This window comes from Flavobacterium sp. UM26, assembly GCF_057922445.1.
In genome coordinates this window covers 137,612-151,682 of record NZ_JBVHCY010000010.1, presented here as the reverse complement: position 1 = coordinate 151,682, position 14,071 = coordinate 137,612, and the positions used below count along the sequence as shown (strand labels likewise).

Here is a 14,071-nt window from a genome sequence, read left to right as displayed (position 1 = left end):
TGCTCCTAATACAAGGCTTACTTAGGAATTAAATCGCAATACCAAAAGCCGTAGTCAAAGGCATCTGAGGCGCTGGTGTCGCAAGCGGTATCGGACGTATCGGTGGTGGCTGGTTTTTCGTATTTTCGGTAGACAACTTCTCCGATTTCAAAATCAATGGGCTGTTTGAACAAAGGACCATCGAAAGTAAAGGTGTGGAATTCGCCGTTTTCGCCGCAAACATCTACGTTTTCTGGTAAATCGTTGATGAAATCTTGGTCAATGATGCGTCCCACAAAACTTTTATCCAAATAGCGCTCGTTGACACAAACGACTATAGTTTTGAAGCCTAAATCGATAAACTCTTGAATCAGGTCTTTTGTTGGGATTTTCCATAACGGAAACACGCCTTTTAAGTCCATTGTGGCGAGTTTGTCCTCGCGGTATTGGCGTAAATCTTCGAGGAAAATATCGCCAAAAATCGAGTGGGTGATGCCTCTGGTTTTGAGTTGTGTTAAGGTTGCGGCTAAGGCATTTTCGTAAACTTCCATCGTGGGCATTTCTGGAATTTCGACGATTTCGAGTGGTAAGCCGATGCTTTCAGCTTGCGATTGCAGCAATTCAACACGAAGACCGTGCATAGAAACCCGTTGGTATTTTTGGTTGACACTCGTCAGAAGACAGTCGATTTCGAACTCGGGATTTTGTAGTGTTTTGTATAAAGCAAGTGCAGAGTCTTTGCCGCTGCTCCAGTTAAATAAAGCTTTTGTTTTCAATTTGGGGTTTGTTTTTGTAGGCCGTAAAATTATGAAAGTAGCCACGAATTACACCAATTGCCACTAATTATTTAAGATTATAATTAAATTACTCGAATTCTAGTACAAATCTGTTGATTTGCTTTAATCTATGATTCTATGTGGTTATTTTTTATTTGTCCTTAATCAATCAACATTAACATTAATAATTCGTGATTCATTAGTGAATTCGTGGCGGATATTTTTAAAAGCCGAAGTCCTGTTGTAACTTTGAAATTCAAATCCTCTCGAAAATCTGTTTAGATGAAATATATTTTTCTTTTTTTAACCTCATTTATTTTTGCACAACAAACGCAATCGGTTGACTTTAAAACTGCCAACGGTCAGTTGTTCGTCAACCCAAAGGACAAAACGATTGCGGGTACTGTTACTTACTTGTTTGATGTGTTGCAACCTATCGATACCATTAAGATTGATGCGCAAAATATGCAGTTTACCAATGTGAAATTGAACGACAAACCGATTTCTTTTGTTACCAATGGAAAACAACTGTTGTTAATTCATCCGTTTAAAAAAGGTAAAAAATGGGTGCAGTTTTCTTATGAAGCCAAACCTAAGCAAACTTTATACTTTATAGGTTCTGAAGCGAATGCTAATTTACAGATTTGGACGCAAGGACAAGGGAAATACACCAGTCATTGGTTTCCGAGTTTTGATGATGTGAATGAAAAAGTGGTTTTTAACTTGGAAATTGTCTTTGATAAAAACTATCAAGTCATTGCCAATGGAACCTTGAAAGAGAAAATGACTAATGGCAATAACACTTACTGGCGCTATAGAATGCAAAAGCCTATGAGTTCGTACTTGTTGATGATGGCTATTGGTAAATTTGATAAAAAAACGCAACAATCCAATTCTGGCGTGTCTTTAGAATGGTATTATGAACCTAAAGATGCAGCGTTTTTTGAACCAACCTATCGCCATTCGGAGGCTATTTTTAATTTTTTGGAGAAAGAAATAGGTGTTAAATACCCTTGGGGGAATTACAAGCAGGTGCCTGTTAGAGATTTTTTATATGCAGGAATGGAGAACACTTCGGCAACCACTTTTTCGAGTCGGTATGTGGTGGATGCAGTTGGTTTTAACGACCGAAAATATACCAATGTCAATGCGCACGAATTGGCGCATCAGTGGTTTGGTGATTTGGTAACTGCCGAGAGCAGCAAACACCATTGGTTGCAAGAAGGTTTCGCGACCTATTATGCGCTGTTGGCCGAGAAGGAGTTGTATGGTGAAGATTATTTTTATAGTTATTTATACGAGAAAGCACAACAGCTCAAATTCGCCTCCCGAACGGATACCATTCCTGTGTTGAATGCAAAAGCGAGTTCTTTGACCTTCTACGAAAAAGGTGCTTGGGCTTTATTTGTTTTGCATCAAAAAATAGGAGATAAGGCTTTTAAAAAAGCCATAAAAAACTACCTTAAAAAGCACGCTTTTCAAACGGTAAACACCAATGATTTTTTTGTAGAAATTGAAAAAGTTGCCGCTTTTGACAGTAAATTATTTTCTAAAGTATGGCTTGAGGATTTTAAATTCAATACGCTAGAAGCTAATTATTTACTTAAAAAAAATGCGACAATAAAAGTCCAGCTAGAACTAGACCAATTGCGCAACACTCCATTGGCAGAAAAGAAAGATTTTTTGATGAAAGTTTTGCAATCGGATGTCTATTACACTGTGAAAGAAAGTGTAATTTTTCAGCTTCGAAAAGAGTCCTACGACAATATAAAAGAGTTGTTAGCTTTAGCTATAGCGACAAAGAATTGGTCTATCCGACAGAAAATCGCAAACCTATTTCCTAAAGTTCCAGAAGCCTTCAAAGCCGATTATGAAACCTTGCTAACCGATGCTTCTTATCAAACGCAAGAAATAGCGTTGTTTCAGTTATGGAACAGTTTCGAGAATGACCGAATTCGTTATTTGGACCAAACCAAAAATTGGATAGGTTTTAACGATTATAACTTGAGAATTTTGTGGTTGGCTTTGGCTTTGAATACGCCCAATTACAATGCAGATGCTGCCGCTTTGTCTAAAGAACTAATTCAGTATTCTAGTCTATATTTTGAAGCGAGCACGCGTCAGAATGCATTAGAGAGTTTGATTTTCTTAGATTTTTTTAACACAACTGTTTGGAAAAATTTAGCAAATGCTACCACGCATCATTTATGGCAATTTTCTAAATTCGCTAGAGATGCCATCCGCAAACAGATTAAACAAGAAAATAAAAGGAAGGCTTTACAAGAAGTGGCTTTGGATTTGCCACCAAAAGAACAAGAAATTATCAATAGATTGTTGAATGAGTAATAAGCCAATATGAGGGCACTAGTGATTTCTGGCGGTGGAAGTAAAGGGGCATTCGCAGGAGGAGTTGCCGAGTTTTTATTGAATATTAAAAAGCAGCACTACGATATGTACATTGGTACTTCAACAGGTAGTTTGCTGATTTCTCATTTGGCTGTTGGAAAAGTGGACAAAATCAAAGAGATTTACACTAATGTTGGAATGAGCGATATTTTTAATGTTAATCCTTTTAAAATCAAAAAAGAAAGAGGTTTTACCTCCGTTTCAATCAATCACTTTAATGTTTTGCTTCAATTTCTTAAAAGAAGACGAACTTTTGGAGAAAGTAAAAACCTCTTGCATTTCATTCAAAGCAATTTAACTCGCGAAGAGTTTCAAACGCTTAAAGATAGCGAACCCGATGTGGTTATTACCGTGACGAATATATCCACTAACGCTTCAGAATACAAATCCATTCACGAATGTACTTATGAAGAATACTGCGAATGGATTTGGATTTCTTGTAATTATATTCCCTTCATGAGTTTGGTTAAGAAAAACGGTTGTGAATATGGTGATGGTGGTTTTTCTAACTTGGTTCCTATTAACGAAGCTATTGCAAGAGGAGCTACAGAAATTGATGTAATTATCTTAGAATCTGAGCATCAATGCAATCGAATTGGGATTGGAAGAAACCCTTTTTCGTTGTTGATAGATATTTTTAGAGTTACTCTTGACCAAATAGAACGCTATGATATTACTTTGGGTAAAATGATGGCTTCCATCAAAAATGTACAACTCAACTTGTATTATACTCCCATACAACTTACCGACAATGCATTAGTATTTGATCGTTCTGAAATGCGGAAATGGTGGAAAATTGGATTTGATTATGCCCAAAGTAAAAATGAAAACTACAGTGAAATCATTTTACCATAAATCACTAACTTCTTGCTTGATAAACGCCAGAGCCGCGTTACTAGGGGATTGTTTTTCTAACAAATCATTCAAAATCAACTCACGCATTTGATTGGCGTTTTCTATAGTTTCTTTTTGAGCCGCCATTCGAATCATTTGAATAGTTGCGTTTTTTGCAGTTAAAATAATACTCCAACATTCATCCGACATATACACTTGTTGGGTCAAATTATGTTCAAATTCTTGCTCGATATGCGCTATAACCAATTGTTCGTAATCCGTTTTTATGGTCGAAATCGGAGCAATGCGAATCAACAACTGATTCAAACTGATGCGTTCCAAGAACAAAGTCATACGCTCATACGCCTGCAAACGTATAGGCAAAGCCGTTTTTTGAGCTTCTCTATGCAATAAAAAACGACGACGTCCCGCCTCGTCTTTGGTATGTAAATTAAAAAATTGATAGGCCACCACTCCAGTAATTAGCGAGGGTAAAGTGTAACTAGCTAGTTCAATAATTCTTGTTGCGTCCATAAGTATAATTGGGTTTGGGGCACAAAAATAAACTTTTTTGGATTAGAATTGTTTAGTTGCTTAGCTGAATTATTGGTTAATTGGTTGACTGGGTAATCGGTTAAACTTTGTGGTATATTCAGCCACGGATTTTACGGATGCTACGGATTTTTACAGTTATAAATTTGGTTAAACTTTGCGCCACTTGCGGTTAAATTTTTTCACCACTAAGAACACAAAGAAGGCACAAAGCAACGCAAAGTTTTATAATTTTCTTAGCGACCCTTGCGTAAACCTTGCGACCTTTGCGGTTAAGTTTTTACCACCAAGAAACACAAATTTTTATAAGTATCATTGTGAACTTGGTGTAAATCTTAGTGCTCTTAGTGGTTAAGTACTAGACACAAATTCCACAGATAGCTACTTATATGTCCTTATTTGTCTTATATGGTTCAAAAAAAGAGTTAAATTAAAAAACTGTTATGACTTATATGTTTATATCTAACGGTTAAAAATTAAATTTTCTTCATCAATTGATACTCAAAATCATTCGATACTCCTATTTTTGCCGCAACCAATACAAAACCACCGCTCAATGGACGTTACCATCTTACTTTTACTTTGTTTAGCCGCTTTTGCTGCGGGATTTATAGATGCTATAGTAGGAGGAGGTGGACTCATACAGACCCCCGTTGGACTTATTTTGTTGCCCAGCCTTCCTGTCGCGACCGTAATTGGAACCTTAAAAGTACCCGCCTTTAGTGGTACTTCTTTTGCAGCTTTTCAGTACTTGAAAAAAGTGGATTTGAACTGGAAACTACTCGGAATTATGATGCTTTTGGCATTTCCGTCCGCGTTTTTGGGTTCGACTTTGCTGACGTATGTGAGCAATGATTTTATGAAACCACTTTTGTTGGTCGTGCTGTCGTTTTTGGTAATTTATACTTATGCTAAGGAAAATTTTGGACAGCAAATAGAAAAAAATATTTCCCATCAACGCCAAGTAATCAATGCTGTTGCTATCAGTTTTGTGGTGGGTTTGTACGACGGATTCATTGGTCCGGGCACGGGAAGTTTCTTGGTTGTGGCTTTTATTGCTATTATGGGATTCGACTTTTTGCACGCCTCTGCGAATGCAAAAATGGTCAACTTATCGACCAATTTTGGTTCGATTTGCTTGTTTATGCTCAAAGGTAAAATCATTTGGGCCATTGCGCTTCCTATGGCGGCGAGCAATGCCCTCGGTGGATGGTTGGGCGCCAAATTGGCCATCAACAAAGGCAATAGTTTTATCCGAATCTTTTTTCTAGTGGTAGTCATTGGCACGTTAGTCCGATTTGCCTATGATGTTTTTTACCAATAAAAAAAGGAGAAATTATCTCCTTTTTGTGCTAATTATTCTTTACAATCCGTTACAGAGAATTTGTATTTTACGTTTTCATAATCGATAGGTTGACCTTTGACAAAATAGGTTTTTCCTAAATACGTTTCTATTTTGCCATTACCGAGGATTAGTTCCTTTCCTTTTTTGAGTAGAGCCAATGGGTTTTTAAAGGTTGTTTTATCAGTTACACCTTCAACATAACTGTAATCAACCAATAAGGTGTCTCCACTAAATTTCCCAATGATTTCGCCATTTTTAACAGGAGCATCAAATTCTTTCATCACCAAATTGCCAGTGATGGTTCCATCTTTTAAGGTGTTAAGTTTTAACGAAACTGTGTCTTTTTCATACACTGCTTGGTAACAGGCTACTTGTAAAGGAGGTTGCTCAATTGCTTTTGAATTGTCTCCCTCTTTTTTGCAGCTTGTTAATCCCAAACATGAAATAATCATGTAAATCCAAAAATTGTTTTTCATGTTTTCTATTTTTTGTTATTTAAATTTAGTCCTAAATTACAAAATAATATCAAGTTATTGATGGAACTCAATGGGTGATTTTAATTCCCACACAATATAGTCCTTAAAAACAAATTCTTAATTAGAACAACGCGCTACACACTCAGGATTTTTAGTTGAGTAGCGTGTTTTTTTTGGGGATTATGAAAGTTACTATTTGGAATTTATTTCATAATTTAAATTCAGAAAAATTGTATGTTTTTTTGCTGAAATGTTTATATTTGGGAAGCTACAAACCAAACTATTTTAACCAAATCTGGTTATGTATTTTGAATGTTTTAGCGGTTATATACAAGTTACATGCAAGGCTAAAAGACACGACAACGAATGACAGAAGAACAAAAAAAAGAGCAATTATCGAATCGATTTATTGGTATTTTAGCAGCCAACAAAGGATTTGTTATTGACAAACCTGAATTGGATTTAGGTGTTGACTATCAATTGAAGAAGACAACAACATATACTACCCCACAAGGTAAAACACGTTACACATATGACAGCAGATATATTGATCTTCAATTGAAAGCCACAACTGACAATTCGATTGTTGATGAACCCAACTCTATTAAATACGATTTGGAAGCAAAATCATTTAATGACCTTGTAGAAAGACAAACTAATGGAACTGCTCCATTAGTGTTAATTTTATTTGTGCTTCCACACGACCAAAATACTTGGGTAGAAATCGACCAAGCTGAAATTAAACTAAGAAAACATGCTTACTGGTTCACTCCTCCTGTTGGTTCATTACCAACTAATAATGAGCATAGGATTAGAATCGAAATTCCAAAAGCAAATATGCTAGGTATAGATTGTTTTAATAATTTACATCAACAATTTTATCCATAAGCTATGATTACAGAAAAAATTATATCATTTCTAAAAAATAGAGCGTGGAATGTGTCCAATGAGACGGACACTTTTATTTCTTTATTACCGCCAGCAGAATTTCATCTCAATGATGACTTCAGATTACATATACCACGACAAATTGACAAGATAGATTCTGAAAGGTTTATATCTAATGTTTTAGAAATAATTGCGGATTTTTATGACTTAACAATGGATGACTTAAATGTTGTTCTAAAAAATGAGAACACAGTCTTGAAAGTTAGAGTTTATGACGAACAAACAGAACAAGGAAGAATCCCATTGACAAGATTTGAAGAACTTGTAGAAAGAATAAGATTTATACTTTCTGACACAGCAAGTTTTGTAATTGATAGAAGCGTAACATCGACAAGAGTTCCTGAAGAGGTTAGTCGATATTTAAATCTCTGCAATTTTATGCAAACAGAGAAAGGAAGTTTTGTTGCAAAAATTCAATTACCATCAAAAGAATTAATAAAGGACAGCGAATTATTTGATAGACAAGAAATATTCTCAGAAGAGATAAACCAAAAGCTAAGCGAGGTTTTAACTTTTGTAAATCAAAATATCTTTGAAGGTGAACCACAAGTCTCCGAAGATTATTTAATAGAAAATGAGACCAGAATTAACATTAAGTTATTAAAAGACATTGAATCATTTTTCGAAAAAGCGAAACTAAAAAATATTGATTTTTCATTTCACAGCATTGCAAATAGTAAAACTATTGTAAATCAAAATATCACACCACTAAAACTCAACAAACTAAATCAGTTTGTTGAACAAATCGAATCACATTCTTTTGAAGTTGGTGATTTTAGCTTCACTGGACATATTATTGCTTTGAAGTCTAAAAATCCCGATGGGTTAAAAAACAGTGTAACATTTTCAGGAATACATGATAATCTTGCAATGGTTGCGACTGCAAATCTAGATAGTGAACATTATAAAGATGCAATTGAAGCGCATAAATTAAAACAAAATATTATTGTAACAGGTTTGGCTAAAAGGACGAAAACACGAGCTAGATTTATTGAAATTACAAACTTTGAAATTGAAGAATAAAGCCCAGCATGTAACAGGCGTTTGGCAAGATTGCGAATTTTGTAGTAAATACTATTAGTGCCTTTTAAATAAAAAACACAATTAAATGAAATTTGAAATTCCTTTTGACGAAGATATTACCAGAAGTCAAACTAAACTAAAATTTGATTTGGTTTGGGACAAAATACGAAAGAAGAATAGAACAAATATATACGTAACAATTTTTTTAATTGTGTTTGGTTCGCTTATTATTTATGGAAATGGAAATATAGGCTATCTCTTACTGATTATGGGCTTTTTTGGCATTATAGCAAGTTACAGAGGGAAATTAATTTATCAGGAAAATAAGAAAAAGTACGTGACTTCAATGAATGATGAAATTGAAAAATACAAAACAAATAATGGAAGTTCAGTTTGGGAGTTTAATGATACATATTTTCACTATAAAGATTTCAAATATGACTTGAAAATCAATTGGGATGGATTTACCACTTTTAGAATAATTGAGAATAATTTGTTTCTAGATTTAGGAAATGGGTTATCATATATTTTAGGAAAAGACGAAGTTGGAGAAGAATCTTTCCAAAACATAATAGATTTTGTGGAAACAAAACTGAAAAGAACCAGCAATTAACTAACTTAGAGATTACAATTAGATAGTAATAAACATAAAACTAAAATTAAATAAATAACAATGAATAGAATAAAAAAAATCAGTAGTGTATTATGGATAGTTTTGGCAATGATTTTTGTTGGATGCAGTGGTTCTGACACCTATAGAGGTGCTTGGAAAGCTACAGACGCTAAAGGAGCAAAATTTGATTTAGTCTTTGAAGCAAAAAAAGTTACGATAAAAGATAGTTCAGGAAAAAAAGAAGTATATGATTATAGTCAAAATTCAGTTGCCATTGAAAATTCAGTTGCTACATATGGAATTCAACTAGGAGACGGAAGAAGTTATCAAATTAATTTTCCCAATTCAGAAGATGAAAGTTTGGGGTTAATCAAAGATGAGAACGGTAACCCTATGTATACAATCAGCAGAAATAATTATATTAAATACGAAGATGTTTTCAAGTTGTAAAATAGCTGATATTTCAAGACGTTGCAGATAATTTTGCCTTTTTTTATTGGCATTCCAAAAAAGAAGTAGAAAAGTAACTAGCTTTTTAAATTCTCTAACAATAACAAAACGCGCTACACACTCAGAAGTTTGAGTCGAGTAGCGCGTTTTTTTTGGTTTGGGTTTTGGTTTATTTTTTTCCTTTGGTGTATACGATAGGCAATATGGTTTTTGTTTCTCCAAAAACGTGACTAAGGTCGCTAGGAGCCAAGCCATTATTGTTGTTATGGCAAGAAAAACAAGAAATAGAATTCGCCGAAGTCGATGCAGAGGAGGGCGATTGTACATATGTTTCCATCGTGCTGTTTGACAATTGCGAGGTACCAATGGCATCTCCAAGCGGAGTTGGTGTTGGTATTGAATCGGTTGGCGTTTGGTTATTCACCTGTGGCGCATAAGGATAACTAGCACCGTTGGGCGCATTGCCACCAAAAGTCCAAGTCGCACCAATCAATAGATAGTTTTTTCGAATGTCGTTACCTACCAATAAACTACGAATGTCGTTGTTGATAGAAATAACCTGACTATTGGCATCAGCAGGAGTTTTATCTTCTGGATTAGGTACTGTGTTGGATGCACTTCCCCAAGCCATTATTCTTCTAGCACCGGGACTGTAGATTTCTGGATTAGTAATCAAAATAGTATCCCCACTCACTCTCATATTTTGAAAGTTTTGTTGTGCACCTTGGTCAGAAGCATTCGCATTAAACAACCATCCTGTTCCTTTGTCAGCAGGAACTTCTTTGATTTGTCCTTTGGTATCTTTATAAGAATACGCCTCGTTTGGTGTGTTTTTTTGATGTTCAAAAGTAGCCCAAATCATTTCTGGATGTCCAGCTACACTACCTACAACGTGCATTCCTACCAAAGCTAATGTAGCGGTTCTTTCGCCGTTTACCACCCATTTGTTTGGATTGGATTTGTTGTAAGTTGGAATGATTGCTTTGATGGTAACATAACTTTTGGCATTAGGCAGGTTCGTGGTTTCTACCCAAGAGGTTTTCAATTCTATTGCTAAAGCATTGGCATCTGGAGGATTGGGTAATCCTTTTGCTTTCGCGTAAGCCAAAATACTGTTGAGCTCTTTTTGTGTCGTTGGAAATTGAGAATTGTTTAGTTTTCCTTCGTTGACACCGCTTAGGTAATACGCATATACATCGTTTACCATTGTAATATAGTATACCAGCGATTTGTTTTCGGCCATTAAGGCTCCATTCGAACCTGCTTGTCCTTGCTCTGTTTCGATTTGATTTCCTGAAGCGTCTAGGAAAATTTGTTTTTTCCCAAGTTTGAAGCTATGCACCACGCGATTAGGATTGATTTTGCTTTTTATTACCGCTTTAGGTTGTTCGATAACTTTTCCTTTGGCATCTAAAAAATCAATACCTCTTTTTTCGTTAGCGACCAAGCTTTTGATGGCTACCAATTCGTTTTTAGCATTTTTTAGAAACGTTACTTCGTTGCCCTGACTGGTTTCTACCTCAAACATACGTCCTTGCTTGTCAATGATTACCGGAAGCTTGTTCGGACCATTTTGACTAATGTGAGGGGTTACTCTCAGTAATTCTCCTGGTGTATGCGGCACTAATTTTCGAACGCCGTGAGGGTTTTGTTTACTTATATCATAAGGAGGCGAAACATTATAAAATACGGGAGATTCCATAATAGTTCCTGTGTTTCCGTAACTTCCTGAAGCAGGAGAGGTAATCCAAAGAAACATTTGGTGAGACCATTTGTAAAAATCACAATTGTTTTGATGGGGAAAAGTTACACTATTAGCGGGAGAAACTAATCCGTTTTCGGTGGCTTTACCGCTGGCAAACCAAGTATCAAAATCAGCTTTAGAAATGGTACACGTTTTTTGTACGTCCAAAGGTAGGTAACTGGCTTCGATGTCGGCATCTTTTTTACATCCCAAAAGGATTAATCCAGAGGTTATAAAAAGTCCGATGGCTATTTTTGTTTTTGATGTTTTCATTTGTGGCAAAATTTAGTTTTTTAGTTTTATCTAATGCTTGTTTTTAAAGATTTATTTGGAACGGCGTCCATTTTTAGGGCTTTACCAGCATTAGAAGGTTTGTGTCCGATAACTTCTGCTGTGAATTCTATTGCTTCATTTGAAACAATCTCAGGTGATAAATGGTTGAGGCTAAAATGTGCTTTGACACCCAAATGCGTCTGACAATTGGCACACCCTTGAATCGCATTTCTACTCAATACGGATTTTACGCCAACCAAATGCTTTTTCCCATTGACAGTTGCGTGTGCAGCAATAATAAACGAACCACTGATAGCCGCTTTATTGGCACCAGAAACTATTAATGTTTTATTGCTATTGGTTTCTGAGGATTTCATTAATTGTATTTCATTTGTAGCCGTTGGAGGCCAAAATGGCTGGTCCAAAGAACCGATGGAATAAGTGTAGTTGAGTTGTTTTTCAATATTCACCACATGAGTAGAATTATAAGGATTGCCGTTAGCATCTGTAAATGGCATTAATGGTGAATCCATAGAAAGCCATACGTTTCCTGATACACCCGGTGTTGGTCCTTGACTATCTACAGAATTGGTTCCTGGATATTGTGGAATCACTTCTAAAGTGTCAAGATTTCCAGTTTTTTTCTGCCAAACCCAAAACATACGGTCTACATTGCAATGATGGAAAAAGAAAATAGGGTCTAGACCTGCTGTGTCATTTTCACCCATATCTCCATTTGCTCCAACAATTGGCGAAGCATCAAAATTTTGCCCTGGAACAGTTGTGATATCTGCTCCACCAACAGCCAAATGTATGTCATTGTGCGGTTGCTCTAAAGGCATTACAGGAACGGCTCCAGAAGGCAGCAAATCGTTATAGGCTTGACTTGAGGTGGTGTTAGAAAAAACAGTGTAGTTGGGTGCGTTTAAGCAATCTTTGTACGCTTGATAAACCCCAGCAGGAAAAGTTGTGGGATGGGTATTGTTTACGCCGTCTGGTGCAATAGGAACAACAGAAAGATTGAGCCAATTTACAATGTTTTGATTCAATACTGCATTTCCTTCAGCTGATGTAGGCCATTGGGCGTTATGAATGGCAGTTTGTTTCTGATCTTCAGGAGTACCCACCAAACCAGAATAAGGATATCTTACTGTTGTGTAACCTACCTCTTTGGTATACAATCCACCGCCATTGGCTTGATCGGAGGAGACATTATCAGTAATAGTTACAGGAAAAGTAAAGGAAACCAATGGATTAGGAATTACCGTTCCATCTGCATATTTAAAGGTATCATCGGTCAAACAACTCGGGATTCCGTATTTTAGGGAATATTCGTCTGTTTCATCCCAATAGGGCAGCATTACATTTTCGCAACCTGGAATACTTTGTAAAGCTTGTTCTAAGCGCACTAAATACATTCTGTGCCAAGTTGGGAATAGGACATTACCATGATTACACCAGCCGCCCCACCATTGACTATTTCCGTAACCTGCTCCTCTAAAAGGTTCTCCGTGATAACCTCCGATTACAAAAAAGGAGTTAAGATCACTTGGATCTAAAGCTTTAATTCCAGCCCAAGCCGTCATTAAGTTTTCTAATTCTGTTGTATTACCGTTCTCGTAATCTCTTTGGATTTCTAGAATCGATTTTCGTACTCGTATTTGATTTGTCGCTGTCATTGTATTTGAGGTTAGTTTATTGATTTAAGTTTATTGTTTTGTTTAGAGAGTAAATAGCTTATTATTTGTACGCCAAAGCTTAGCCACAACGAACTAGAAATGATAAAGATCATTCCAAGTATTGCAATCCAATTTTCGAGAGGAAAAAATACTTTTCCAATAAGTAGAAGTATAGCGCCAGCAAGGCTCAAATGAAATGGGATATAGCCATTTTTGGGTGATTTTCTATAAAGAATAATCAAATAGACACCCAGAAATAAGAGTAAAACCGGAAGCATCCAAGACATGTAGGGCAACTGAGATAAACCTAAAAAGCCAAATAAACTCATATAGGCAGCCCAACAAAGCGGACATTTTGGAAAGAAGGCAATTAGAACACTCAATGCAACAGAAGATAATGATTTGAATCTAAAGTTGGGTTTATCCTTTTCTAGTATTTCTTTTTTTAACTCCTCAGTTTTTTTACTATGGCAACAGCAGTTGTTTGTGTTTGAAAAGGTATCGCTCATAATCTTTTTTTTAAGTTAAACTTGTTATTTAGTTTCGGGTTGCAATACAGCATAAAAAGAACAAACTACGCCCGCTGGACTTGTACCTCCTTGGCCGTCTGGATGTGGAATGGCTCTAGTAACACTTCCAACTAAAGCTGGAGTTTGATTGATTCCGTTTGGAATTTGAGGTACTACATAACATAGGTAGTCGTAAATCCAAAGAGATCCACCAACAATTCCGCTTCCTTGAAACCACAAACAAGCTGGATTACCATATTGAAAAGAACCTTTCAATTCAAGTTCCCAACCAGTATCGTATATTTTACCAGTTAATTTGCCATCAAGATTTGTAATGATTTGAAGATTTCCTCTTCCAAATTCGAGTGAATTAAAATCTGCAGTTAAGTCTGGATTATTTAATAGGCTTCGATAGGTCCATATTCCAGAGCCTAATTTTGGGGTATTAGGTGCATTCATAATTG

General features: G+C 36.0%; 14 protein-coding genes. 7 read left to right on the top strand and 7 right to left on the bottom strand.

Annotated features, from left to right (window positions below):
- Positions 1-17 precede the first annotated feature (17 nt).
- Positions 18-755 carry a Dph6-related ATP pyrophosphatase gene (locus ACZ1AQ_RS12630; protein WP_489633251.1) on the bottom strand — a complete coding sequence of 246 codons (738 nt, stop codon included), beginning with the start codon at positions 753-755 and terminating at the stop codon, positions 18-20.
- A gap of 282 nt (positions 756-1,037) precedes the next feature.
- Here ACZ1AQ_RS12630 and ACZ1AQ_RS12625 point away from each other — a divergent pair, with 282 nt between their 5' ends.
- Entirely contained in the window at positions 1,038-3,101 is a 2,064-nt protein-coding gene (locus ACZ1AQ_RS12625; protein WP_489633250.1) for a M1 family metallopeptidase, read from the top strand.
- 9 nt (positions 3,102-3,110) lie between these two features.
- The gene (locus tag ACZ1AQ_RS12620) at positions 3,111-4,016 is read left to right on the top strand and encodes a patatin-like phospholipase family protein (RefSeq protein WP_489633249.1); all 906 of its coding nucleotides are present in this window, start codon (positions 3,111-3,113) and stop codon (positions 4,014-4,016) included.
- Here the strand turns inward: ACZ1AQ_RS12620 and ACZ1AQ_RS12615 are convergent.
- Positions 4,008-4,529 (bottom strand): DUF7935 family protein, encoded by a 522-nt coding sequence (locus ACZ1AQ_RS12615; RefSeq protein WP_489633248.1) that lies wholly within the window; start codon positions 4,527-4,529, stop codon positions 4,008-4,010. The two genes, ACZ1AQ_RS12620 and ACZ1AQ_RS12615, sit on opposite strands and share 9 nt — an antisense overlap.
- A 574-nt stretch (positions 4,530-5,103) precedes the next feature.
- On the opposite strand from ACZ1AQ_RS12615, the gene ACZ1AQ_RS12610 reads away from it, so the two are divergent.
- Positions 5,104-5,871 carry a sulfite exporter TauE/SafE family protein gene (locus ACZ1AQ_RS12610; protein ID WP_489633247.1) on the top strand — a complete coding sequence of 256 codons (768 nt, stop codon included), beginning with the start codon at positions 5,104-5,106 and terminating at the stop codon, positions 5,869-5,871.
- 32 nt (positions 5,872-5,903) lie between these two features.
- Here the strand turns inward: ACZ1AQ_RS12610 and ACZ1AQ_RS12605 are convergent, their stop codons facing one another.
- A complete protein-coding gene (locus tag ACZ1AQ_RS12605) occupies positions 5,904-6,368 on the bottom strand; it encodes a hypothetical protein (RefSeq protein WP_489633246.1) in 465 nt (154 codons plus the stop codon).
- Between the two features lie 366 nt (positions 6,369-6,734).
- On the opposite strand from ACZ1AQ_RS12605, the gene ACZ1AQ_RS12600 reads away from it, so the two are divergent.
- The 4 genes from ACZ1AQ_RS12600 to ACZ1AQ_RS12585 all read left to right on the top strand — a co-directional run bounded on the left by ACZ1AQ_RS12600 (position 6,735) and on the right by ACZ1AQ_RS12585 (position 9,402).
- A complete protein-coding gene (locus ACZ1AQ_RS12600) occupies positions 6,735-7,256 on the top strand; it encodes a DUF4365 domain-containing protein (RefSeq protein ID WP_489633245.1) in 522 nt (173 codons plus the stop codon).
- 3 nt (positions 7,257-7,259) lie between these two features.
- A complete protein-coding gene (locus ACZ1AQ_RS12595) occupies positions 7,260-8,339 on the top strand; it encodes a hypothetical protein (RefSeq protein ID WP_489633244.1) in 1,080 nt (359 codons plus the stop codon).
- Between the two features lie 85 nt (positions 8,340-8,424).
- Entirely contained in the window at positions 8,425-8,952 is a 528-nt protein-coding gene (locus ACZ1AQ_RS12590; protein WP_489633243.1) for a hypothetical protein, read from the top strand.
- 60 nt (positions 8,953-9,012) lie between these two features.
- Positions 9,013-9,402, top strand: a complete 390-nt coding sequence (locus ACZ1AQ_RS12585) for a hypothetical protein (protein ID WP_489633242.1) — start codon at positions 9,013-9,015, stop codon at positions 9,400-9,402.
- 169 nt (positions 9,403-9,571) lie between these two features.
- On the opposite strand, the gene ACZ1AQ_RS12580 is transcribed toward ACZ1AQ_RS12585, so the two are convergent.
- From ACZ1AQ_RS12580 to ACZ1AQ_RS12565, 4 genes are read right to left on the bottom strand one after another with little or no spacing between them, the layout of a single operon-like run.
- Positions 9,572-11,419, bottom strand: coding sequence for a hypothetical protein (locus ACZ1AQ_RS12580; RefSeq protein ID WP_489633241.1), 1,848 nt, complete (start codon positions 11,417-11,419; stop codon positions 9,572-9,574).
- A gap of 26 nt (positions 11,420-11,445) precedes the next feature.
- Entirely contained in the window at positions 11,446-13,098 is a 1,653-nt protein-coding gene (locus ACZ1AQ_RS12575; protein WP_489633240.1) for a tyrosinase family protein, read from the bottom strand.
- Between the two features lie 11 nt (positions 13,099-13,109).
- Entirely contained in the window at positions 13,110-13,607 is a 498-nt protein-coding gene (locus ACZ1AQ_RS12570) for a hypothetical protein (RefSeq protein ID WP_489633239.1), read from the bottom strand.
- Positions 13,608-13,631: 24 nt separating this feature from the next.
- Positions 13,632-14,066, bottom strand: coding sequence for a hypothetical protein (locus ACZ1AQ_RS12565; RefSeq protein ID WP_489633238.1), 435 nt, complete (start codon positions 14,064-14,066; stop codon positions 13,632-13,634).
- Between the last annotated feature and the right edge of the window lie 5 nt (positions 14,067-14,071).